20 protein-coding genes and 1 pseudogene are annotated in these 24128 nt (G+C 48.9%); 7 read left to right on the top strand and 14 right to left on the bottom strand.

The window, feature by feature from the left end; translation table 11 throughout:
• Nucleotides 1-23: 23 nt before the first annotated feature.
• From FB479_RS02190 to FB479_RS02180, 3 genes are all read right to left on the bottom strand, one after another.
• Nucleotides 24-1895 carry a CotS family spore coat protein gene (locus tag FB479_RS02190; RefSeq protein WP_142062010.1) on the bottom strand — a complete coding sequence of 624 codons (1872 nt, stop codon included), beginning with the start codon at nucleotides 1893-1895 and terminating at the stop codon, nucleotides 24-26.
• A 183-nt stretch (nucleotides 1896-2078) separates the two neighbouring features.
• Nucleotides 2079-5351, bottom strand: a complete 3273-nt coding sequence (locus FB479_RS02185) for a DEAD/DEAH box helicase (RefSeq protein WP_142062007.1) — start codon at nucleotides 5349-5351, stop codon at nucleotides 2079-2081.
• Nucleotides 5352-5451: 100 nt separating this feature from the next.
• The gene (locus FB479_RS02180; protein ID WP_142062002.1) at nucleotides 5452-5712 is read right to left on the bottom strand and encodes a DNA primase; all 261 of its coding nucleotides are present in this window, start codon (nucleotides 5710-5712) and stop codon (nucleotides 5452-5454) included.
• 275 nt (nucleotides 5713-5987) lie between these two features.
• Between FB479_RS02180 and pdaA the strand changes: the two genes are divergently transcribed.
• A complete protein-coding gene (pdaA, locus tag FB479_RS02175; RefSeq protein ID WP_142061999.1) occupies nucleotides 5988-6773 on the top strand; it encodes a delta-lactam-biosynthetic de-N-acetylase in 786 nt (261 codons plus the stop codon).
• Between the two features lie 69 nt (nucleotides 6774-6842).
• Here the strand turns inward: pdaA and aspA are convergent, their stop codons facing one another.
• Nucleotides 6843-8267, bottom strand: coding sequence for an aspartate ammonia-lyase (gene aspA, locus FB479_RS02170; RefSeq protein ID WP_370511668.1), 1425 nt, complete (start codon nucleotides 8265-8267; stop codon nucleotides 6843-6845).
• 158 nt (nucleotides 8268-8425) lie between these two features.
• On the opposite strand from aspA, the gene FB479_RS02165 reads away from it, so the two are divergent.
• Complete coding sequence (locus FB479_RS02165; protein WP_106653350.1) at nucleotides 8426-8935, top strand: Gmad2 immunoglobulin-like domain-containing protein; 510 nt, start codon at nucleotides 8426-8428, stop codon at nucleotides 8933-8935.
• 362 nt (nucleotides 8936-9297) lie between these two features.
• Nucleotides 9298-10044 (top strand): YwaF family protein, encoded by a 747-nt coding sequence (locus FB479_RS02160; RefSeq protein WP_142061996.1) that lies wholly within the window; start codon nucleotides 9298-9300, stop codon nucleotides 10042-10044.
• Between the two features lies 1 nt (nucleotide 10045).
• Here the strand turns inward: FB479_RS02160 and FB479_RS02155 are convergent, their stop codons facing one another.
• A complete protein-coding gene (locus tag FB479_RS02155) occupies nucleotides 10046-10924 on the bottom strand; it encodes a LysR family transcriptional regulator (protein ID WP_142061993.1) in 879 nt (292 codons plus the stop codon).
• Between the two features lie 144 nt (nucleotides 10925-11068).
• On the opposite strand from FB479_RS02155, the gene FB479_RS02150 reads away from it, so the two are divergent.
• Nucleotides 11069-11965 (top strand): DMT family transporter, encoded by an 897-nt coding sequence (locus FB479_RS02150; protein WP_106653347.1) that lies wholly within the window; start codon nucleotides 11069-11071, stop codon nucleotides 11963-11965.
• Nucleotides 11947-12196 (top strand): annotated as a pseudogene (locus tag FB479_RS02145) (SRPBCC domain-containing protein); the annotation flags it as partial. The gene FB479_RS02150 and the pseudogene FB479_RS02145, both read left to right, overlap by 19 nt.
• 81 nt (nucleotides 12197-12277) lie before the next feature.
• Here the strand turns inward: FB479_RS02145 and FB479_RS02140 are convergent.
• Nucleotides 12278-13876 carry an amidohydrolase gene (locus FB479_RS02140; RefSeq protein ID WP_142061990.1) on the bottom strand — a complete coding sequence of 533 codons (1599 nt, stop codon included), beginning with the start codon at nucleotides 13874-13876 and terminating at the stop codon, nucleotides 12278-12280.
• 221 nt (nucleotides 13877-14097) lie between these two features.
• Here FB479_RS02140 and FB479_RS02135 point away from each other — a divergent pair, with 221 nt between their 5' ends.
• A complete protein-coding gene (locus tag FB479_RS02135; RefSeq protein ID WP_142061987.1) occupies nucleotides 14098-15408 on the top strand; it encodes an MFS transporter in 1311 nt (436 codons plus the stop codon).
• A gap of 65 nt (nucleotides 15409-15473) precedes the next feature.
• Here the strand turns inward: FB479_RS02135 and FB479_RS02130 are convergent, their stop codons facing one another.
• From FB479_RS02130 to FB479_RS02095, 8 genes are all read right to left on the bottom strand, one after another.
• Entirely contained in the window at nucleotides 15474-17210 is a 1737-nt protein-coding gene (locus FB479_RS02130) for an ABC transporter ATP-binding protein (RefSeq protein ID WP_142061984.1), read from the bottom strand.
• Nucleotides 17179-19017, bottom strand: coding sequence for an ABC transporter ATP-binding protein (locus FB479_RS02125; RefSeq protein ID WP_185746331.1), 1839 nt, complete (start codon nucleotides 19015-19017; stop codon nucleotides 17179-17181). The genes FB479_RS02130 and FB479_RS02125 overlap by 32 nt, the downstream gene beginning before the upstream one ends.
• Nucleotides 19018-19310: 293 nt before the next feature.
• The gene (locus tag FB479_RS02120) at nucleotides 19311-19592 is read right to left on the bottom strand and encodes a hypothetical protein (protein WP_142061978.1); all 282 of its coding nucleotides are present in this window, start codon (nucleotides 19590-19592) and stop codon (nucleotides 19311-19313) included.
• A gap of 227 nt (nucleotides 19593-19819) precedes the next feature.
• Entirely contained in the window at nucleotides 19820-20536 is a 717-nt protein-coding gene (locus FB479_RS02115; RefSeq protein ID WP_142062915.1) for a C39 family peptidase, read from the bottom strand.
• A gap of 109 nt (nucleotides 20537-20645) precedes the next feature.
• Nucleotides 20646-20996 carry a YolD-like family protein gene (locus tag FB479_RS02110; RefSeq protein ID WP_106653342.1) on the bottom strand — a complete coding sequence of 117 codons (351 nt, stop codon included), beginning with the start codon at nucleotides 20994-20996 and terminating at the stop codon, nucleotides 20646-20648.
• The gene (locus FB479_RS02105; protein WP_106653341.1) at nucleotides 20993-21364 is read right to left on the bottom strand and encodes a YhjD family protein; all 372 of its coding nucleotides are present in this window, start codon (nucleotides 21362-21364) and stop codon (nucleotides 20993-20995) included. The genes FB479_RS02110 and FB479_RS02105 overlap by 4 nt, the downstream gene beginning before the upstream one ends.
• Nucleotides 21361-22602, bottom strand: coding sequence for a DNA polymerase IV (locus FB479_RS02100; protein ID WP_142061975.1), 1242 nt, complete (start codon nucleotides 22600-22602; stop codon nucleotides 21361-21363). Before FB479_RS02100 ends, FB479_RS02105 begins: the two co-directional genes overlap by 4 nt.
• Before the next feature lie 172 nt (nucleotides 22603-22774).
• Nucleotides 22775-23644: an AraC family transcriptional regulator gene (locus FB479_RS02095; protein ID WP_106653339.1), complete on the bottom strand. Its 870-nt coding sequence runs from the start codon at nucleotides 23642-23644 to the stop codon at nucleotides 22775-22777.
• A gap of 121 nt (nucleotides 23645-23765) precedes the next feature.
• Here FB479_RS02095 and FB479_RS02090 point away from each other — a divergent pair, with 121 nt between their 5' ends.
• Nucleotides 23766-24128 carry a VOC family protein gene (locus FB479_RS02090; RefSeq protein WP_142061972.1) on the top strand — a complete coding sequence of 121 codons (363 nt, stop codon included), beginning with the start codon at nucleotides 23766-23768 and terminating at the stop codon, nucleotides 24126-24128.

Below are 24128 nucleotides of genomic sequence, written 5' to 3'. Positions count from 1 at the left end.
CTTTCCCGTTCCGACTTCTTACATTAGTTGCCTCTCGTCTTCTTTGATTTTTGACGCTGCTTCTTCATCTGATTGTTGATGAATTTACGGCTTGGTTTCGCCGACTTGGCAACCTTCTTGCTCTTGTTCGAAGTGACGGTCCGGGACTGCTCTTTAGATGTCCACACAGATCCTTTTTTGTTTTTCTCTGCTTGACTTGCGGGTTTTGCTTGTGGAGATTTGGCCTTTACATTGATAGAGACCTTTACTTTGCTTTGAGTCTTACTTGACTTTTTGCTGTTGCTTTTTGAAACAGTAGAGCTTATTACCCGCTTTTTATTTCGACCAACATGTTTTCGTGGTTCTGTTGTAACGAGGGGCGCTGATGGCGTAAAAGGAACATTTCCCGAAAATGCGATTCGAGTTCTGCGGGTAGTACTGCTTTGTTCTGACTCTGCCCCTTTTTGCTGGCTTTCTTTCGATTTAATTGGCTTTTGCTCGGAAGTCGGAAGTGAAGCGGCTACCTGTTCGCGTGCAGGCTCCTTGACTTTGGACTCTTTGTCTTTGGATCCCTTGACCTTTGACTCTTTATCCTTAGACACTTTATCCTTAGATGCTTTATCCTTAGATACTTTATCCTTAGACGCCTTATCCTTAGACACCTTGATCTTAGTAGACTTTTTGTCTTTCGGTTCCTCGACCAAAGCCTCTGTTGCTGGTGTGGACACCGCAACAGGTAAGAATTCCTTGATACCTGATGCCACCCTTTGCGGTTCTACCACTTCCGTTATTTGGTCATAGTTGCCGGGTTCGTATTTGCTGATGTCTTTCGCGAGCTCTGCCAATGCCGCATCTTTCGTTTTATCCCCCGTCAAAACTCGCTGCAGAATGCCTTCTGCTTCCGTCGACAAAAAGATTTCGGGATCATAAAACATCTCTTTGAGATGCTTATAAAATTCGTTTGGTACTGCCATATCATTTAAGAGCACTTCAAACGATTCGCGATCCAGTGGATTTGCCTTATGATAGGCTTCGATCATGCCGCGCATCCAGGTAACATCCCAGACTCCCATATCATCCATCGTACTGGTGATGAGCTTGCGCAAATCCCGAAACGGCAAATCGTATGACACGCCATCCAGGTCAATCACCCAAAGTCCTCCGGGACCATTTTGACCATTTGACCAGCCGTAATCCTGGTGCACCAATCCCCAGTGCGCCTCTCCCATTTTGATCATTTTCGGATAGGCAGATGCTTTTAATTTCTCTAAGGCTGCCCATGCTTGCTGTTCATAGTGATCGACGACGGCCAAAATGGATTTACTTGCTGGGGTTTCACTGTAGGCTTTCGCTACTTCCCGCATCCACCCGATTTTTTTGGCAATCTTTTGATAGTGATTGGGCCAACGATATAAGCGGGAAGAGTTTTTGGCTCCTGCGGGCGGAACATAGCCTTTCGAATGACGATGGAATTCACCAAGACCGTAGCAAAGCTCTTGCGCGCCTACCAAATCTACTTTTGTTGCCGGTTGCAAGGCAATCCAATCGGTAACAATCCAGAGTTTCCCGCCTTTTTCCACATAAAGACTGCCATTTCGGGCAGGAATCAGTGCTGGTACCCTTGCACCCTGTTTGACGACGTATTCTTGGAAAGCCACACTATAGAGACTGCGTTCAGGCGTACGATGCAGTACCTTTAGGCTGCGCGGACCTTTATCTGTCTCGATGCGCCAAATAGCCCCGCCTTTGTCTGGCTTGGAAGTAATGAGCGTACGACTCTTCACCGACATGTCATACTCTTTGATCACTTGTTCTGCGATCGCATCTACTTCCGGTGGCACTGTCAAATCCCAGTTAGCCGGCGTTTCCACATTCCCTTCTCGGGTATCCCATGGCTTAATCACATATTGTTCCATTCCATTCCCCCCACACTTCTGTGGTGATGCCTTCGTCCTTCTCCATAAGCTATTCGCTCTGTTCTTTTCTCGAACCGGACAAATATCATTGGGAGTCTGCCAATTCGTTATTCGCACAGGGATAAAGTCTCGCAAAAAAACAGCTTGACTCCTCGCATGGTAGCGATAGTCAAGCTGTTCGTGTTAAATCATCAGCAATTCGCGTATTTCTTGCTCGGTTAAAGATGAGATTGCTTCTTGCCCCGGTGTAATGATTTCCTCGATCAAGTTTTTCTTTTTTTGTTGCAGCTCGTACATCTTCTCTTCAACCGTTCCCTCTGCAACAAGCCTGATCACTTGAACGACGTTTTTTTGTCCGATGCGATGGGCACGATCAGCTGCCTGTTGTTCCACAGCGGGATTCCACCACAGATCATACAAAATCACGGTGTCCGCTCCCGTCACATTCAATCCTGTTCCCCCAGCTTTCAAAGACATGAGAAACAAATCCCGCTCTCCCTCGTTAAATCGGTTGCACAAATCTAGTCTCTCTGCTACTGGCGTCTGTCCATCCAAATAGAAAAACGGGACACCGTGATACCCCAGCTCGCGTCCGATTATCCCTAGCATCTCCGTAAATTGAGAAAAGAGCAAAACGCGCTTCCCAGCGTTTTTGCATTCCCCGATAATCTCGAATAGCTGTTCGAGCTTGGCGGACCCTCCGTCATACTCTTTGACGAACAACGCTGGATGACAACATATTTGCCGCAGTCTCGTCAAGCCTGCGAGAATTTTGATCCGATTTTTTTGAAAACCTTTATTGTACAGGTGCTTCACTGTTTCCTGTTGGAGCTGCGCCAAGTAGGCGACATACAGCTTTTTCTGTTCTGGCAAGAGTCTTGCGCTTTGCAGTGTTTCAATTTTGGCTGGCAATTCCTTCAGTACCTCGGTCTTGAGCCTGCGCAATAAAAATGGACGCGTCCGCTTCGCAATCGTCTCTCGCGGCAAGTCGAGAAATTCCTTTCGTGCCGGAAAAAGCTCTGGGAAAACAGCATCGTAGATGGACCACAGCTCCTCTACCCTGTTTTCCACAGGTGTTCCTGTAAGGGCAAAGCGATGCTTGGCTTTTATACGCTTTACTGTCTGAGCTGTCTGAGTGACATAGTTTTTGAAGGTCTGCGCTTCATCCAAGATCAAGGTGTGGAAGGAATGCTCCTCGAACTTGGCATGATCACGGCGCAGGAGCGGATACGAAGTAATGAGCACATCGATTTCTGACAGTTCGTTTACGATTTGATTCCGCTCTTCCTTCGTGCCATCCACAATAACGCTACGGATATTTGGCGCGAACTTTTTGATTTCATTGTGCCAATTGTATAAAAGAGAGGCAGGAGCCACGATAATCGCTAGGAGCTTTTGCTCTCGGATTTCGGGCAGAACAGAGAGAAGAAAGGTTATACTTTGCAATGTCTTCCCCAGGCCCATATCGTCTGCGAGAATTCCCCCAAAGCCGTAGTGTGCCAGTGTTTTCATCCATTGATAGCCAAACTTCTGATAATCTCGAAGTGTCCCCTGCAAAGACTCGGGTACTGGAAAGTCCAGATTATCAGGGTTACGCATATTCTCCAAAAACTGGCGCAATGATTTGCCTAGCTGAACAGACTGTCCCTGCATGGGTATATCGAGCAAGCGCAGCCCGCGAAAAGCAGGAAGTTGAAAACCACTTCCCATTTGCTCAGCATATTGCATGCCCATCTCGTCTAGGAAACGATTGATTTGCTCAAATTCCTTTGTCTCAAGCGGCAGAAGCGCTCCATTCGACAGCCGATGATATCTGCGCTTTTCTTCTACCGATTGGATCACACTTCGGATCTCGGACTCGGGTATTCCATCCATATCAAAGCGAAAATCCAGCCAATTTGTTCGCTCATCGACATCCACTTTTACTTTTGGTGGTAGATGGAGAGGCTGAATCCTGATTTTTACGGATGTTGTCGCGTATACCTTTAACAGCTTTTCCAGCTTAGGGACGACGTGGTAAAGGAAGTCGTACTCAGCTTCCTCGTCATCTAGAAAATACCCTCCTTCCGTGCGGGTAAAGGCACTTTCCTCCATCAGCTCTAAAATCTGCCGCTCCTTCTCCCCGTCACGCATCAAAATCAGCTCACTGCCACGTTGCCCTCCTCCTTCATACCCTTCCAGCGGATTGATGACGATATCACCATATTGAAACTCAAGCCCCGCCAGCAGCCGGTCCCTTACCCTGTCCAAATACAGCTTGGCTTTTAACTGGAATTGCACGACTCGTTCCGAGACAGCCTTTGCAACTTGCACGTTCCCTAGTTTCATCAAGGCCGGGATAACCTGCACCATGAATGGCTCGATTTTTTCCGCGGGAATGTGAATCCGCTCACTGCTATGCGATTCTAACAAGTGCTTCAGCTCTGCCAAACTGTGGCATTGTTCCTTTTGGAGTCGGTGCCATTTGCCATCTACAAGCAACAATCCGTAAGCTTCCAAGACAGTGATTCGCTTGAATCCTTGGACTTCCAACTGATATTGATCAGTCTTTGTCTGGTCAAATTCGAAGTGGAGTGGTGGCGGCTCATCGATACATGCAAACGTTGGATACATTTGGTCATGATGCTGAATGTGAACAGACGGTGCGGTAAGTAGCAAAGCAAATAATCGCTCCCAGGTAAATGGTGGAACAAGAAGAACCCGTTCCCCACCCACATGCTTCTGTTCCTGATAATGGTAGCTTGCTGTCTCTCGATATATTTTTTCCGTGCGGTAAATTTGCAGGAGTTCACGAAGGATGGCTTCATGCTCTGGCAAAAAGCGATGCAAATTCGGATCATAGGTAAATTGGCTAGAGAAACGATACACTTGCTGCTTATCCACCCGGTCTAAAAACGCGCGAATGTCCTTTACGATGTACAACCTCTTTGGCCCTAGCTTCAGCTCTATTCCGATCATGCTCTTGCGAAAGCCGTACGGTACGATTTTACAAATGATTTCCAAGGCAAGCGTTGTTCGCGAATCCAGTAACACGCGATTATGGCTTGTCCGAATCGGCCGGTCCACGAACAAGCCGAACAGTCCCTCTGTCAGTTGGGAATCAGCCTGTGCTGTCATGCCTGCTTGTCTCGTTGCAAAGGATGTGGAATAGCTGCCATGATCCTCGTCTACTTGCAGATCACGCATAGTTAACAACGAGGCTGCGATATGCTGGCAGTAATGATCGTACGACGCTAAAGTGGGACAACTGCACACGGCTGCCATACCAGACTCGTCCAGTTCAATCGTGACTTGATAGTTATTTTTTCCTGCGTTCACTGTCGTTTTGATCCAGGCAGGCTCCTGTTGAAAATGCTCCACAAGCACGTTCCCAGAACGGTAAAAAGTCTTTCCTCTTTCATAAGAAAGGCGACCGCACCATTCTTTTATCGTTTGATGACTCACTTGAAAGCTCATTTTCTGTTCCATCCTCATCATGAAATATGTTTAATATTACAGAATGCAACAGAAAAAAGATACGCATGTACGCGTATCTTTTTTCAATACATACAAACGATTAGTCGTCGTCATCTTCGTCTTCATCTTCGTCCTCGTCTTCATCTTCGTCCTCGTCTTCGTCATCAGATTCCTCGTCATCGGATTCTTCGTCATCATCGGATTCTTCGTCATCGGATTCTTCGTCGTCATCTTCATCATCTTCTTCATCACTGCCGAAGTACAAATGTCTCGTGGTACCATCTTCGTATTCGATTTTTACTTCCAATTCTTCTGCACCTTCGCCGATGGCATCACGTAATTGCTCCAACCATTCTTCCATGTAAACTACACCTCCTGGCTATAGATGATTACTCGGTATGCCAACATTTTTCTGTCGACTTTGATACTATATGACGTGTTCCTTTTTCTTGTATGGACAGTTGTCTCCTTACTGAAAGAAGTTTTTTACACAACTTGGAATACCGCTTCATTTGCACTTCGACCCTCGTTGCTGTTGCAGATGTACGTTTACATATTTGGAAGTAGACTGGACAAACTTTTGATGGAATCGACTTAAATACATCATGACTTCGCTACAGAAGGGAGAGCTTCTTATTGAAAAGACGATTTATCAAAAGCTTGTTGATCGGGATTAGCTTGTTGCTTACAAGTGCCTTGCCAGTTGACTCGACTATGGCCTCACCAGATCACCCGTACCATTTTGGATTTAAAAAGAGCAAAAATGGTCAGTTACCCTCTATCAACGAGGAAGGCTTTAAAGGCATTGTAGATCGTCACGGTGCGGTTTTTTTAGGGGATACCACGAAAAAAGAGCTTTACTTGACGTTTGATAACGGTTATGAAAATGGCTTTACGCCAAAGATTTTAGACACACTTCTCGCGAAAAAAGTCCCTGCCATTTTCTTTGTGACAGGTCATTTTGTGAAGGAACAGCCCGAGTTGTTAAAGCGAATGGCACAAGAGGGACATCTGATCGGCAACCATTCCTGGAGCCATCCCGATATGACAACCGTATCAAATCAGAAAATCAAAGACGAATTGACGAAAGTAAGCGATGCGGTCCAGCAGGTGACCGGACAAGCGAACATGCGTTACTTGCGACCTCCTAGAGGAATTTTCAGCGATCGTACACTTGCTGTAACCAAAGATTTGGGCTATACCAATGTCTTTTGGTCGGTTGCCTATAAGGATTGGGATACCAAAGTCCAGCGTGGGGCAAAATATGCCTATGATAGCGTGATGGCCCAATTGCATCCTGGGGCTGTTATTCTGCTCCATTCTGTCTCCAAAGACAATGCAGAGGCTCTCGGGATGATGATCGATGAAGCACGCAAGCAAGGGTATGAATTCAAGAGCTTGGATCAGCTTCCCAAAAAGTAGGACAAGCCCTTCCTTTGCAAGCAAAAACTCCCGCTGCTTCGCATGTGCAAAGCGCGGGAGTTTTTTGGTTTAGTCGCGATCCAGCAAGGATGCTCCAGCAATACCTGGATGAGTCATTTCAAATGGATCAAGAATCAAATCCAGTTCTTCTTCTGTCAGTACATTGTGTTGCAAGCACAGCTCACGTACAGACTTTCCTGTCAAAATGGCTTCGCGGGCAATGCGTGCAGCAGTCTCATATCCGAGATGAGGATTCACCGCAGTGATGACGCCTACGCTTTTTTCCACGTATTCTTTCATGCGCTCGCGGTTTGCTTCGATGCCTTCCAAGCAGTGACGCGTAAAGACATCGAATGCATTGTCCATAATGCTGATCGATTGCAGCAAGTTGAAGACAAGCACAGGCTCCATCACGTTCAGTTCTAGCTGACCTGCCTCGGATGCCAAACAAATCGTATGGTCATTTCCGATGACTTGAAACGCTACCTGGTTGATGAGTTCTGCCATGACAGGATTGACTTTTCCTGGCATGATCGAGGAGCCCGGCTGACGTGCTGGCAAGGAGATTTCTCCCAGTCCAGCTCGAGGTCCTGATGCCATCAAACGCAAGTCATTCGCGATTTTAGACATATTCATCATGCAAACTTTCAGTGCTGCTGACACTTCTGTGTACGCATCTGTGTTTTGTGTAGCATCCACGAGATGCTCCGCACCTGTCAGCGGGAAGCCTGTGATATCGGCAAGATGCTTGACTACTGTCGTAATGTAACGAGGGTCAGCATTCAATCCCGTTCCTACCGCAGTCGCTCCCATATTGACTTCGTACAAATGCTGACGAGATTGCTTGATACGCTTGATGTCGCGCTCAAGCACACGACGGTATGCTTCGAATTCTTGGCCCAAGCGAATCGGAACCGCATCCTGTAAATGCGTTCTGCCCATTTTAATGACATCATCGAATTCTCTTGCTTTTTGGCCAAATGCATCATGCATCTTATCCATCGTCACGAGCAGCTTTTCCAACAGGGTCAGTGTTGCAATATGAATCGCTGTCGGGAAAGCATCATTGGTCGACTGAGACATGTTGACATGTGTATTTGGACTTAAGTGGAAATAATCGCCTTTTTTCTCACCAAGCATCTCAAGACCGCGGTTCGCGATCACTTCGTTGGCATTCATATTAATAGAAGTACCTGCTCCGCCCTGGATCGGATCGACGATAAATTGATCATGCCATTTTCCTTGCATGATTTCTTCCGCCGCAGCAACAATCGCATTGCCTAACCGCGGATTCAATCTGGAAACTTCCATATTTGCCATCGCAGCTGCCTTTTTTACCATTGCCATTGCATTGATGAGGGAAAAATGAAGACGATACCCGGTGATTGGGAAGTTTTCCGTTGCTCGCATCGTTTGCACGCCATAATAAGCATCTACTGGAATTTGCTTCTCGCCAAGAAAGTCTTTTTCCACTCGAAACGTCTGTTGTTCCATTCTTATCAGACCAGCCTTCTAGGAATAATGGTTGCTACTTCCTCTCCATTCTATCATAGTTTATGCAGGAAGACTCATCCACCTGAAACACTCTTATTTGTTTTTACGTCTTATTATTTGTAGGTACCATTTCATACCAGACAGAATCGAGGGATACCATGAAAAAAATGCTTTTGCTGCTGTTGACGATCGGCTTGCTGCAAGGATGCACGAGTGGCACAGATAGCCCATCCACTCCAACAGAACAACAGAAGCCACCCGTTGCAGCCGAGCCCGAGACACCTGCTTCTGAGCCACCCGCGACCACGCAACCACCTACAACGCCTGAGAAGCCAACAACGGAACAACCAGCTCAACAGGAGACTGTCTATGCCAATGATATTTTCCGCAATGTCACTGTGAAGAAAACCGCCCAAGACACATTCGAAATCAAAGGACAGGCGCGCGTGTTCGAAGCTGTACTCAATTATGTCGTAGAAGATGGACATAACGAGTTGACGCAAGGTTTCGTGCAAGCTTCGACCGCTGCTCCTGATTGGGGAGATTTTACCCATACACTGAAAGTGAAAAAAGCGGAGCCGAACAGCACACTGACACTGATCTTGTTTGAAACAAGCATGAAAGACGGCAGCCGAAGAATGGAACTCATCATCCCGCTCCCGGAATAAGGCCTGCAAAAAAATCAGGCCCTCTCAATTAAAAAGAGAGGGCCTGATTGAAAGGGTCTATTATTAGATAGCAGTAGACAGTCAGTTGCCGTATGCCTTGCTTTACTTTTATTCGCCTTGTTCTTCCTTGAAGCATTCCATGCAGAGCGCACCATTGTTCTCGATTTCATACTCGGTCAAGCGAGCCTGGCAAGACTTGCATTGTTTTTCCGTGAGCACTAAGTTCAAGACTATATCTCCTCTCAATGATGTAACGTAGTCTATTTATATTATAACCAAAGATTTATATCAGAAAAATAGTTATCTGTTAAAATTTCGTGAATTTTCAAATATAAAAAATAATAAACAAAAAGGAGATCATCATGACCTCACCCTATTTGTCACTTTTCCTGACAGGGGAGCCGTTTCGTCTGTTTTCCACTTCACACGTTATCACCTTGATTCTTGTGCTCTGTCTGGTCGTTCTCACCTATTTATTTCGGCAAAAGCTCCAAGCCCCGGCAAATCGACTCGCCACACGTTACGTGCTCGCAGGTGTCTTACTTTTGTCAGAGGCTTGTTATCAGCTTTGGCATGTTTATACCGAGAGCTGGACAGCCGCCTACACATTGCCCTTGCAGCTGTGTAGCGTGACTCTCCTTCTATCTGCCGTGATGCTGATGACGAGAAGCTACGGGCTGTATGAGATTACGTTTTTTGCCGGGATTGGCGGTGCCATGCAGGCATTGCTTACACCCGAGTTGTTTTATCCATTTCCGCATTTTCGCTTTGTGCATTTTTTTGTAGCCCACGCAGGAATCATTCTTGCTTGCCTGTACATGACGTGGGTAGAAGGCTACCGTCCGACTGTCCGTTCGATTTGGAAAACGATGGGCTTTTTAAACCTGCTTTTGCTCGTCGCACTTTTCGTCAACCAATGGACGGGCGGAAATTATTTATTTGTCTCGCGCAAACCGGACAATCCCAGTCTGATTGACTTTTTGGGCCCGTATCCGTGGTACATCCTTTCGTTGGAAGGCGTAGCGCTCGCGTTGTTTTTCTTGCTGTACCTGCCCTTTGTCCGAAAGCAGCCACTGGCGAAGGAAGTCAGGAGCGATTTGTCTGTCTGAATTACGCCTGCTGCTCGTTTACCCAATCGGTTACAAACTGCAAGAAGCGTTTGGCAGCCGGTGATTGCTTGGAAAAAGAGGTTGCTGCCACCCCCAGCGAACGGTAATGCTCCCCTTCAAGCGGGATCATCCGTATATTTGCAGGCAGACGGAACAAAATCATTTCCGGAAGAATGCTGATCCCGAGTCCATTTTGGACCATGGCAATAATCGCGTGATCATCTCCCACTTCATATTTGATTCGGGGCTCGATCTGATACTGGGCCAGCAAGCGCTGTATATCATTGTCACAGCCTGTCTTCGGCATGATAAATATCTCTTCGGCCAATCGGCTCACATGCACCCGCTCCTCTTTGTAGAGCGGGTGTTCCTCTGTCACCAGCAAATACATCTGATCCTTTTTTAAAGGGATACATTCCAAATCCTCTGTTGTTGGTAAGGAGACGAAGCCGAAATCAATCTCTCCTGTTTGAATCCAGCTCTCAATTCCATCGTAATACCCTTCCATCAGCCTAATCTCGATCGCCGGATACTGATCTTGAAACCGCTTGAGGATTCCGGGAAGCCATTGCGTGGATACACTCGTGAACGTTCCAATTCTCACCGTTCCGACCTCCAACCCGTTGATGGCAAACACCTCTTGTTTCATACGCTCATGACAGCGCAGAGTCTCACGCATGTATGGAAGCAGTCGCTCCCCATTACTCGTGAGGCTAATGCCTGATCGTCCTCTGGTCAAAAGTGAAAATCCAAATTCCCGCTCCAGACTCGCAATCGCATGGCTGACCGCTGATTGTGTCAGACCTAATATTTCTCCAGCTTTGGTTAAGCTCCCCGACTCAATAACGGTGATCACTACCTCAAACTTGTTCAAACTCACCTTTCTTCGTCCCCTTTACATGAATCCGATTCATGAAAATCATCACAAACATTCATTTTTCTTATTTAAACGATACTCGTATACTGTTTATGGCGCAACACTGATTAGGACCCGCTTTTTCCCGGGGAAGGAGACTTATCCATCATGAAACCGCAAGTGAAAGCCGATTTGGCTATGATTTTGGTCACCCTGTTTTGGGGAACCTCGTATGTGTTTATGCAAATGGGATTGAAGGATTTGGAGACTTTCAATCTGATCGGCATCCGCTTTGGCATTGCTTTTCTACTGGCAGCCGCCTTGTTCCATAAACGCTTGCGCAGCACGAATCGAAAAACATTACTTCATGCATTCGTACTTGGTGCTCTCCTTTTTGGGGTTTTTGCCACCATTACGAACGGAGTGAAATCAACGACGGCTTCCCAGGCAGGCTTTCTCGTTAGCTTGACCGTTATCTTTGTTCCGCTCTTATCTATTCTTTTAAGAAACCGTCCTGAAAAAAGAGTCTTTGTAGGCGCTGGACTGGCTATGATCGGCATCGGCCTGCTCACACTAAGCGCTGACTTTCGCATCAGCCAAGGAGACCTTTTGTGCATCGTTGGCGCCCTCTTTTACGCTACACATATTACCGTAACAGGTCGATGGGCCAATCAATCGGATACGATCCAGTTGGGGATTTACCAGCTTGGCTTTACGGCTCTGCTGGGCATTGTTTTTTCATTTGCGCTGGAGACTCCTACATTGCCGCAGACGACAGAGGCTTGGATCGCCGTGCTCGCCCTTAGCGTATTGTGCAGCGCAATTGGCTTTGTCGTACAAACGGTGGCCCAAAAATATACGACCGCCACGCACACGGGTGTTATTTTTTCCTTGGAGCCAGTCTTTGCTGCCCTGTTTGCCTTCTTAGTCACAGGCGAAACACTGTCTGTTCGCGGGTACATAGGCGCAGGTCTCGTTTTGATCAGTGTGCTGATTGCAGAAATCGATGTGAAGAGCTTGCTGCGCGGAAAGCAGCTGACCAAAAACCCGACTCACTTGTCCTGAAGGGACAGGAGTTTACTCTAAAACCGGGCGGTACATGGCAGTTTATCATGCACGGTCCTGATGGCGTTGATTTTCCCAACACCAATGTCTTCGTCGAGATCGTTCAACTTGAGCGAATCGATTGAAGAAACTGCCGCAGTATTCGATAAGGTGAAAACATATGCCGTCCCAGGTGCCGAACAGACCATGGATCGTCTTGAGGAGCATCTGGCAAGTACGTCTGAAAAGTAGATCCCACCATAAAACAGCGGCAGTCCAGGACTTTACTTTCTTGTCCAGGGCAGCCGCTGCTCTGATTTTCGGGTTATGTTTTCAAGACGTGTAGCAAACTTTTCCGCCAATGATGGTCATCATGACCTTTGTCGAGAGCAGCTCATCTGGATCGATGGTAAACAGGTCCTTCGAATAGACGGTCATATCCGCATATTTTCCACGAGACAGTGTGCCTTTGACATGCTCCTCATTCGTCACCTGCGCACTGCCCAATGTAAACAGATGAATCGCTTCCTCCATCGTCAGCTTTTCTTGCGGGAAGTATCCATCGTGTGTTTCACCCGGTGCTTTGCGCGTGACCGCTGCGTGTATCCCCAACAAAGGATCGATTGGTTCTACCGGTGTATCCGAGCCCGCAGCGCAAATGATTCCGTAATCCATCATCGTTTTCCAGATGTACGAGTGTTGAATCCGCTCCTGTCCTACGCGATCCATCACCCACGGGAAGTCTCCTGCAAGAAAACGCGGTTGGATATCTGCGATCCGATGAGGATGCTTCAAGCGGTCCAGCAGGTCTGGCCGCAAGATTTGTGTGTGAATGAGGCGATCCCGATAGGCGACTGCCGGGAACTGATCCAAGCTGTCTAGCACCATTTCCAGTGCTTTGTCTCCAATGGTGTGTACGGCAATGGGCATTCCGAGTCCACGCGCTTGTCGAACCAGCTCTGTCAGCTCGTCTTGCTCATGCACAGGATAACCGCTGGTGCTCGGATCATCAGCGTATGGAGCAGACAGATAAGCCGTCCTGCGTCCCAATGCTCCATCTGCGAAAATTTTCACCGCACCAATTTGCACATGAGCGTTGCCGTAACCTGCCGTCATGTTTAAGTCGTGCAGTTCATGCATATGCGGATAGTAGACAAGCAGGTTGCTGCGCAGCGCAAGCTCTTCGCCATTGATGAGCTCATCATAGAGCCGATACGTTTGCGCAAGTCCGCCCAATTCACGCAGATCCTCCGTATGTGCCCCTGTCAATCCATGCGCCATTGCATAGCGAATCGAGCTGCGCAGGCTTTCCTTTAACTGATCGTAGTCAGGTCTCGGAATATGCTTCGTAATCAGGTTGGAGGCTGTTTCTAATAGCATCCCCGTTGGCTTTCCGCTCACAGGATCATGTACAATGACTCCCCCCGCAGGCACCTCCATGTCACGATGATAGCCACATAGCTCCAATGCCTTGCTGTTTACCAGATTCGCATGTCCACATATTCGTGCCAGTAGAATCGGGCAATGCGGTGCAGCTTGATCAAGCTCTTCGATGGTAGGAATGCCGCCCCCATCCGCGAACAAATTCTCATCCCAGCCGTAGCCCTGTATCCACACATTTTCAGGTGTGGCTTGCGCTTTTTCTTTCAAGAGAAACAGCATTTCGTCCTTGGAGCGAGCTTTACTCAAATCCAGCTGCAAAAAGGTGAGACCGAGCCATCCCAAGTGCAGGTGGCTGTCAATCAATCCCGGCGTAACGGTATATCCTTGCAGATCAATGACCGTTGCATCACTGCCTCCGTATTGAAGAAGCATGTCCGCATCGCTGCCCAAGTCATGTACAATTCCATCTCGAACGACCAGTGCTTGTACGAACAAATGCCTGGAATCTCCTGTGTAAATGCGTCCATTTCGGAAAATGGTTGTCGCCATCTCGTGACCTCTTTTCTGTTCGCTTCTGTATTTTCGTATGACTATCCTCTCTTAATTTGTTTGCTGCTAGTCGTTTTCCTCCCTGAAATGAAATAACGTTCAAAAAATTGCGATCTTCGCTTTTCCTCTTGGAAAAACATGGTCTTTACTCACTTCTCTGTTGAAAGCAGCAACGGTAGGGCACGTTATGTTCATGTCCTATTTTTGCGCGGAGGGAACGTATGCAGCAAAAAACAAAAAAACGCCTTCCATCCTTCCTTCAAATTCAGGAGTCCATTGGTCTGAAAGTGTCCCGCCACGAGCCTTCTCAGCAAAAGCAATCAGGTCGTCTGGACAATCAAGCCAAGCTGCTGCTTTTGGTCAACGCTGTATTCATAGCCGCTGGCGCTCTTTCTGGCACGTTTGTAAACGTCTATTTGTGGAAGGTAAAAAGTCAATTTGCTCCGATCGCATGGTTTACTTTTTCTGCCCATCTCGCGGGTGCTCTGACCTTCTGGCTTGCAGGCTGGTATGTAAAGCAACTGAACAAAATGAATGTCTTGCGTGCTGGGATGGCGGTTTCTGCCCTCTTTTATTTGCTCGTTCTTTTGGCGGGTCCCCAAGCTGTTACTTACGCTGTCCCACTTGGTCTTGTTCAGGGCATGGCGAGTGGTTTTTTCTGGCTTTCTTTTAATGTGGTGTACTTCGAAATCACGAATGCCGATAACCGCGACCTTTTCAACAGTTGGGCCGGGTTGCTTGCTTCCATTGGCGGCATGCTCGCTCCATGGATATCAGGTATGCTTATTACGCGGCTTCCGGGCAATAGCGGCTACTCCCTTATTTTCGGGATTTCGCTTGCGCTATTTGTCGTCGGCGTTTTTATCAGCTTTTTTCTGAAAAAACGCCAATCGGAAGGGACGTATTCTTGGAGCTTTTCCTTACGTTGCTTGCGAGAGGAGCCCAAGTGGCGCTGGGCGGCAGGCGCTTTGGCTGGTCAAGGACTGCGTGAAGGCGTATTCGGCTTTGTGATCGGCCTACTCGTTTACATTTCCACGAGAAGCGAGATGACTCTCGGCAACTATTGGCTGACTACATCTGCCGTCGGACTTGTGAGCTACTTCTTGATCGCCAAATGGTTCGCTCCTCGCTATCGCAAGTGGGGAATGCTCACTGGTTCTGTCATTATGTGGGGGATTCTCTTCGTATTTTTTTGGCAGGTGAGCTTTACGACACTGCTTATTTTCGGGATTGCCGTGTCCATCGCGTATCCGCTGTTTTCTGTGCCCATGCTCTCTACGATTTTTGATCTGATTGGCACAAACGAGGAGAGCGCACGCAATCGGGTCGAGTATGTCGTGCTGCGAGAGTTCGCTCTGGACGTTGGTCGGCTGGTGGGGATTCTGGTCTTTCTTCTGGTAACGTCCTTGAGCGTCTCTCCTCTTACGCTGAACTGGTTGATCCTGTGTATCGGAATCGGCCCACTCATCGCGTGGGTGTGCATGACCAAGCTATTCCGCAACGTCCCTGCGACTAAAAAAACGGATACCTGATATGGAGAGTTTGCCCATGACAAAACCCGCTTCGGCTGACTTGCCCCGCGGGTTTTGTCACTGATTTAGGAAGACAGTCTCCAGCCGCCTGTCGCTTGCTGCAGCTTCCACAGCCGTGCATACAAACCGTTTTTCATCACAAGCTCATCATGCTGTCCCGATTCGACGACCGTGCCATTTTCCAACACGTAGATGTTGTCAGCATTACGAATGGTTTTCAGACGATGAGCAATAGCAATAACCGTTCTTCCCTCGATAAGCGTATCGATCGCTTTCTGAATTTGCGCCTCATTCTCGGGGTCTAGTGAGGCTGTTGCTTCATCCAAGAGAATGATCGGCGCATTTTTCAAGATCGCTCGGGCAATGGAAATGCGCTGTTTCTCCCCGCCTGACAGCGTGCTTCCTCCTTCTCCTACGAGCGTATCGTAGCCATCGGGCAGCTTCATGATGAAATCATGGCAGCACGCTTGTTTGGCCGCCTCCTCGATCTCAGCTTGTGTCGCATCCCTTTTTCCGAACCGAATGTTGTTTGCAATCGTGTCCTGGAATAAATACACGTCCTGAAACACCATCGACACGCGGGAGAGGAGTGCTTCCGGGTCCATGTCGACAAGTGGTTGATCGCCTAGCAGAACAGTGCCCTTCGACGGGTCATAAAATCTGGCAACCAGCCGCATCACGGTGCTTTTTCCACTGCCGGACGGCCCGACCAACGCTGTAAATGAACCGACTGGCATGTGCATGCTCACGTTGTTCAATACGTTCTTTTCGATATAGCCAAAAGAGACGCCTTCGAGCTTCACGTCGTTTTCCGCAGGCGGTTGCTGCACGCCTGTCATGATCGGCTCCGCCAGCAACTGGACAATCCGCTCTCCCGCCTGTTCGTGGTATCGGAATTCTGCATAGTTGACGAGTGCAGCTGTCAATGGATCAAAAATACGTGTCCCAACCAGCAGGAACATGACAAACGTGATCAGGTCTATGCTACCTGCTACGAGCAAATACACGCCGACCATGACCATGAGTGTAAGGCCAGCTCGGATAAAAGCGATGGCGGCGAGTACAATCGGTCCCAGCAACCCTTCGATCCGTATACTCTGTCGCATGAACTCCCGAAAGGATTGTTCCAGCCGTACAAAGCGTTCGCCTGTCAAATTGTACGCCTTGATGACACGAATGCCGTTCAAATATTCCTGCAAGCGATTGGCGGCGTCAATTTTGGCCCGCATGTGCTTCGCTCCGAGCCTGCGTTGAAGTCCTGATGTCATCAGCACCAAGAGAATTGCTATGGGAAACGCAGCAAACAAGGCCAGTGCCATGCGCCAATCCATGAAAGAAAGACCTACGATCGCCATGACAGGCATGATGATCGCCCCTAACATTTGTGGTACGAGATGGGAAATACCGTGCTCCACCATCGTAAAATCTCCCATCATCATATTGGCCAAATCCCCTGGGTCTCTTTTGTTCAAGTAACCGAGTGACAGCTTGCGAAGGTGCTCTGCGAGCTTGGTTCGCCCCTCGGCAGCCGTACTGTAGGCACCGCGAAACTGCGAGCGATACGCTGGAATTTCGCATAGAAACAAAAGGAGCAACGAGACGACCATCCATCCGCATACCCACCAGAGTCGCTCGCCGTTCAAGGGGGCACCCGGCTGGGCAAACGGCTCAAAAATCAATCGAGCAGCCTCCACGAGCAAGGCAAACGGCAATATTTGCGCAAGGTTGGCAAGTGTCGTGTAAATAACGGGTTTGATCAGCGCCCGCGGTTTACCTGCTGTGATATTGTTCAACATACTCATCGGCATCCACACTCCCCTTTCCTTCGCCCATTTTCCAGTCTTGCGCATCGGTGTAAGCCTTCCACATCCGGGCATAAAGCCCATTCGCCTCTACCAATGATTGATGCCTGCCTTGTTCGATCAGCTGCCCTTTCTCCAGCACCAGAATTTGATCTGCATCCCGAATCGTTGACAGGCGATGGGCGATGACAATGACGGTTTTGCCCTTCATCAGCTCTGCCAGAGCCAGTTGCATCTCATACTCATTTTCAGGATCGGCAAAGGCAGTCGCCTCGTCGAGGACAAGAATCGGTGCGTTTTTCAGGATCGCCCGTGCGACCGCCACACGCTGCTCTTCTCCCCCGGACAAGTAGACTCCCCCTTCTCCGATCAGGGTGTCGTAGCCTTGCGGGAGCTTTTGAATAAAATCATGGCATTGGGCTGCCTTCGCCGCTGCATAGACCGATTCTGGCGTTGCATCCGGCAATCCGATGGCAATGTTGTTGTAAACCGTGTCGTAAAACAAAAACGTATCCTGAAAGACAAAAGCAACAGTGTTCATCAAATCCGTGCTCGACAGCTCCCGCACATCTACCTGCCCAATGCGAATCGCTCCCTCCGAAACATCCCAAAATCTCGGAATGAGATTCGCTACCGTAGATTTCCCTGCACCAGATGGTCCGACCAGAGCTGTCACCTGCCCTTGCTTCGCCAAAAAAGATAGGCGAGAAAGTGCCTCTCCTCCTGTTCTTCCCTCTGCTGCATAAGAAAAAGAGACGTTTTCAAATGCGACATCAAAGCTCTGTGGACGCTGGGAGCTAATCGGTTCAGCAACGGGTTGCTCTGCCAAAATCCGATCCATGCGCTCCACCCCCTCGCCAATGTCACGCAGAGTAGAGGTCAAAAACAAGAGCTTAAACATCGGTGCAGATACACCTGGCGCCATTACGAGAAAAAAGAGCAGAACTGATGCAAACGCGACATTTTGCGGGTCTTGACTTAGCATGAACACCCCTACCGGGAGAATGAAGGCCGCAAATGAACTCAGGATCACCTTGAACACCAAAAATCCGTTTTGAAAATCATCGCTATGCTTGACGCAATAGTCTCGATAGCTGATCATATCCGCATAAAAACGCCGGAAGGAATGAACCGTCTGCCCGAATACCTTGATCGCTGGCATCCCGCGTACATACTGGACAGCAGATCCGTTCATCCGTTCTAGTGAATCGTAGTACCTCTTGATATTTTCTTTTGTTTTTGTCCCGGAAAAGGTAATGATCTGCACAATCAGTCCTAGGATGATCGGCACGACGCAGGCCAGCGCCAACCAGACGTTCAAGTAAAACATCACGCCGATCATGAGCACCGTCGTCACGACTACATGCACCAAATCCGGAAGCTGATGCGCGACAAACGTCTCGACTTTTTCCACATTTTGCTCCAATGTTTTTTTGACTGCACCGGTAGACGTTCCGTTCAGCCAGCCAAGCGGCAAACGGCCGATATGCGAAGCCAATTTGACCCGCATTCCGTATAAAATGCGAAACGCAGCGATATGAGACACCATCCCGCCTGCATACATCATGACCAGACTTCCCACGAGTCCCAAAAGCGCAATAACTCCCCACCGAATCATGTACGCCCCGTCTGCCATCGCGGGAGACGCTGCATGCGTTAACAGTTCGCGTAAAATGAAGTAGGCGGATGCATAAGGTACCAACATGCCTATTGCGCTCAAGGAAGACAATATTGCCGAGACGACGAGCAATCCGCGCTTCTCATCCGCAATCTCCAGCAAGCGACGCACGCCTTTTTTTGGCTGCATCCCCTCTTTGCTCTCCATTGTCGTCATTCCTGTTCTCCTCTCTCCTGCTTGCTTCTTTTGTCCTACCCCTTATCATAATGTGACCTTCTGCCTTCTACCGCCGATTGCCGGATAGCTCTTGCCCCTAGCCGGAGTATTCTTTTTTTAGGAACAACAAAACGGTCATGACCGTTTTGTTTGACCGCAAGCGGTTGCATCCACCTTTATGAAAAACGTCGAGACGTTTTTCACATAAAAAAACCTTTCCCACTTGGAGGCTAGCTCCCACAGGAAAGGTTGCGTTGGTTTTTCAATTATGGTTGGACTACTTTTTCTTTCGTTTTCGTTACGATGTGGTGACCGAGCGGCAAGCCGCGCTGCTCCAGCTCATCAGCTGTCACAATATGGAGCGTCTCACTTTTACACGGCATGGGCATCAATCCGCCCAATGGACTCATCACTCTTCCGATCGTGTCTGTCTCAATGAGCACGTACAGGCCTTTTTCCTCCAATTGTTGCATGAATTCTCCCCAACGCTTGGAAGTAATTTGATCGGCGTGCTTGGTGAATATGACACCCATTTCTTGTGCTAGCATGCAAAATCTCCTTTGTTCTATCCGTCAAATATATGCTTCAAAAGATAATCTAACAATACAGGGAAACCTCCCTTCTGGCAAAATCCGTGTAAGCCAAAAAAAGACGAAAAACGGTTGTTTTTGACCGCTTTTCGTTTCAGGAATCTCACATCTTCTTCGCACACACCGTTTCAGCATGGCACGCAGTTTTTTGCGACTTGCCTTTTTCAAAGGCGCCTTTTTTTTCATTATAGATAGCTAAGAGCCTGTTTACCCAGTGCTTCCCAGCTCGTTTTCATGGAGGTATGGGGCACCTGCCGCTGTTTGACTCCGGTAAGCGGATCATTGACATAGGCGTATTTTTCGTCATATCCGACCAGAAGAACGGCATGTTCATCAAAAGGAGCGACCACTTTTTTCCCGTCCTTGTACCAGCTCTCCCATTCCGTCGGCAATCTGAAATCCCCGGTAGTCCAGACGACGACAGGATGCCCCCCTGCAACACTATCCAAGAGAGCCTGATACGACCCTCCTGTCAAATTGACCGTCCGTTCGCCCATATACCGTCGCAGCAACTCTTCCAATGGCTTGTTATAAACAGCAAACCCTTTGCGAGCGCCAGTAATGTCTCCGACAAACCCTTTATTCGGATCTCCCCACTCTTTGATGTCACCCTTTGTTTGTACTAATGGCTCCGGATCTTTTTTGACCTGCTCGGCCAACAGCTGCTTATCTACGTTTTGACCCGCATATTGGAGCAGCATCGCCAGGCTCGTTACCTCACATCCATATTTCAGTTCTGGTTTCTGGTTGATGATCGGAACGTCCAGAATCATTTTCGCTGGTCTCGCTTTCTGTTCCGTGTCTAAAGAGGATGGCGTCTTTTCCTGCTGCATGCGTGCATGCGGAACGGAAAGCTGGGATTGTTCCATTCCCTCCTGCGGAGCCGTACAGCCTGAAGACATTGCGAGCAAGGCGGCCAAAAACAGTTTCCCTGTCCTTTCCAATTCGTGACACTCCTTTGGATGTTTGTCAAAGGGTTCCCGACTAGACAGGGTCTCATGTATGGAGCACCTAGAAAACCGCTGCCAGCTCCACATGCAGCAGTCGGGCAAAAGGAACCCAGTGAATCTCGGAGCCTGCCCGAAGTTTGAGGCGTCGCGCTGCTTGATCAATATGGATAACGTGGGCGGACAGGCGTCGCGGCTCTCGCCCGTCATAATAGGTCAGCGTCAGGATGCTCTCTGTCTGGAACGCCTGCCATACCAGCTCGCTCAATGCACTGAGCTGCTCCTGATCCAGCTCGGGCGGTACATAGCGGCGCTCTTCTTCCTTTATGCGCAAATACATTTCCCGATGCTCCGGCAGTACAAACCGACTGGCCACGAATACATTTTCCTTTTTGGACACGCGTTTTTCCCTCATCGCTTGTTCTCTCCTCGCTGTTCATATCGGGTCCACAAATGGACGAGCTCCTGACACTCTGCCCGCAATACCTCAATCGTATAGATCGCTTCTCGCACGTACCCGCGTTGTCGATAGTGGACGACATACATATGTCCCTGACGTCGTGAGCTGACGACTGTGCACCCTCGCTGACTCAAGATGCGACGCAGCTGGTGATGCTGTCGTTCCGCCCACCGCGAAAGCTCATCGAACATCATCTGATAAGAAAACTTCAACGGCACAATCCGCATCTGCCCCAGATCGGCCATGACTGCCCGAAACAAAATGCCAAATAAAATATACTGGCGTATCAATTCCTGCTCGTCTGACACCATGGGCTCCGTCACTTGTAGTGTCCTCCGATCTTACGTGCGCGCTCTTTCGCCTGTCCCGCTTCCATGACAGAGGCAGCACGCAAAATCGCGTCCTGACCGTATCGGCTCCGGATGTCATCCATTGCTTGTGCCAGCGAACGCCGCTTGTGATTATCCGTAAACAGATTCAGCTGAACGACGTTGTCAGGGACAAGCTGCCCCAAATTGACTCCGATACTGCGGACGGGCGTTTCCTGCCAGTGACGGTCAAACAGAAAGCAGGCCGCTTCGTACAAAGTCATGGCATCATTCGTCTGTTCCGTGAGCTTCATCTGCCGTCCAAAGCCCATTCCAGCAGCCAAATCGGCTCCACGACAGCCCACAGACAGAACGGAGCCCATCAGCTCCTTTTTCCGCGCCCGACGGCACACTTCCTCGCACAGCTCGAGCAGCACTACTTTGATTTCCGCTGCGGTATGGTAATCCCGAGGCAACGTCATGTGATGACCGATCCCTTTTTGTGAATCATAGGAATCCAAAGCCACAGGCGAATCATCGATTCCGTGAGCCGTGCGCCACAGCACTTCCCCATTCACTCCCCAATGTCGGGTAAGGATGGCTGGCCTCATATCTGCAAGCTGCCCGATCTGATAGACGCCCATTCGATGAAAATGACGCTTCATGCGTGAGCCTACCCCGAACAGCTTTTCAATCGGAAGCTTCCAGAGCGTATCCGCTAACGTTTCCCGCTTGAGCCAAAAAACGCCTTCTTCCCGTTTCTTGGCGAAATTGTCGCAGGCCATCTTGGCCAGTACCTTGTTCTCCCCGATGCCTACCCGACAGTTGATTCCCGTCTCCATCCAGACGCGCTGCCGAATTTGTGCAGCCATCTGCAACGGATCACCAAACAGATGGACGCTGCCTGTCACGTCGAGAAACTGCTCGTCGATCGAGTACGGCTCCACCTTGTCAGTAAATGCCTCGAATATGCGAGTGATTTGCATGGAGATGCGAATGTACATCTCCATGCGCGGACGAACAACGACGAGCTGGCGACACTTTTGCTGCGCCTGCCACAGCGCTTCAGCCGCGACCACTCCGTATGACTTGGCAATCGGACACGCTGCCAGCACGACTCCGCTGCGCCGCTCTGGATCACCCGCGACGACAATCGGTTTGTTTCGCAGCTCTGGATTGGCCCCTTTCTCGATACTGGCATAAAAGCTCTGCATGTCGATCAAAAACACGATCCGCTTGTTCGCATTGGACACACGATCATCCCCTAAATAAGAACTTATGTTCTCTTGTTGCTTTGTTCTTATTATAGCAAACAAACGTTCGCTTTTATGCCTGTCTCGGGTAAAAAAAAGTTGGTAATTATTTCTTCCCGGATAAGCACACATCGGTAGGGGTTCCGCAAGCGAAAGCGAATCCAATAAGGGGTTACTTTTTCATGACTGGAATCCAAATTTCGCTTCGGAAGGTTGGTGATGAAGTGTCTTTATTTTCGTTCCACAAAATCTCTGGACCCTCAGCCTGTTCATAACCGGAGGACAAAAACCATTCCGAATAAATCCGGGCCCAGACATCTTGCAGCGTGTCGGGGAAAGGACCTACGACTTCGAAGACGGCCCAGGTGGAAGCAGAAACCTCCAGTGCTGTCAAATTTTCCGGACATTCCTTTGTGGTGGCTACGCCAATATAGTGATCGAGCTCGCCATATTCCAGCCGACCTTCTGAAAAGTTCGTCGATGCACTAAGCAATCCTAATGGTTCAACATCGGATAGCGATTTCAATTGATGAATCGTCCCCATATCGAGCGAAGCCCACATGGCCGCAATCTCCGGATTGACCCCGTGATAAATCAACGGGACTCTTTTTTTCAAACCAACAATGCGAAATGCCTCTTTTTCTTCCATACGGTAGTTCATGGCACTGCCTCCTTTAATGGATAGATGAAAGGTCATTCGCGGATAAGCCTTCAAGGAATGGCCAATGTGTCTGGCTTCTGTCGGAGTGACTCCATGCACATTCTGAAAAGCTCTGGCAAAGGAATCAGCCGATCCGTATCCGTATTTGATCGCAATGTCAATAACCCGCTCGTTGCTGTCCGCAAGCTCAAAAGCTGCAAGCGTAATACGCCGACGCCGGATGTATTCGGATAGCGGAACACCAGCGAGAAAAGAAAACATCCTTTTGAAGTGATACTCGGAGCAGCAAGCCACCCGAGCGATTTCTTTGTAGTCAATCTCGCTTGTCAAATGGGCTTCGATGTAGTCCAGAGCCTCATTCAGCTTTGCAAGCAAATCCATGGTAATGACCTCCCTTTCTCCCTCAGAATAGCAGATGCAAAATCGGGCGATCCGACATTTCGTGCACGATTATGACGGGTCGACCTTGTGAAAAACACCTATTGAAAGGAGCTTTATCACAATGACAACCACTTCCCCCCTACTACCCAAAATCGGAGCCATTTTTGTAGCCGTCAGCGACATCGAGCGCGCACGCGACTGGTACTGCCGTCTATTGGGCATTCCCGCAGACGGTGAGATTATGTTCGGGCATCTATACTGCATTCCCTTGCAAAGCGGACTGACACTCATTCTGGACAGCAAAATCTTTCCGAAGCGCATCACAGATGATGCTCCTTTGTTTCATTTCAACACACAGGATATTGAAGCCTCTTATGCATTTCTCAAGGAGAGCGGAGTCGAAGTCGTCGTTCCTATCCAGCATGGCCACTGGTTCAACTTCCGCGATCCCGACGGCAATCTGATCATGGTAAGCCAATGTTAA

The sequence above is a fragment of the Brevibacillus sp. AG162 genome (assembly GCF_006715575.1).
Lineage (GTDB): Bacteria > Bacillota > Bacilli > Brevibacillales > Brevibacillaceae > Brevibacillus > Brevibacillus brevis.
Note: the sequence above shows the minus strand (reverse complement) of the source record. Positions and strands in the feature narration are given on the sequence as shown.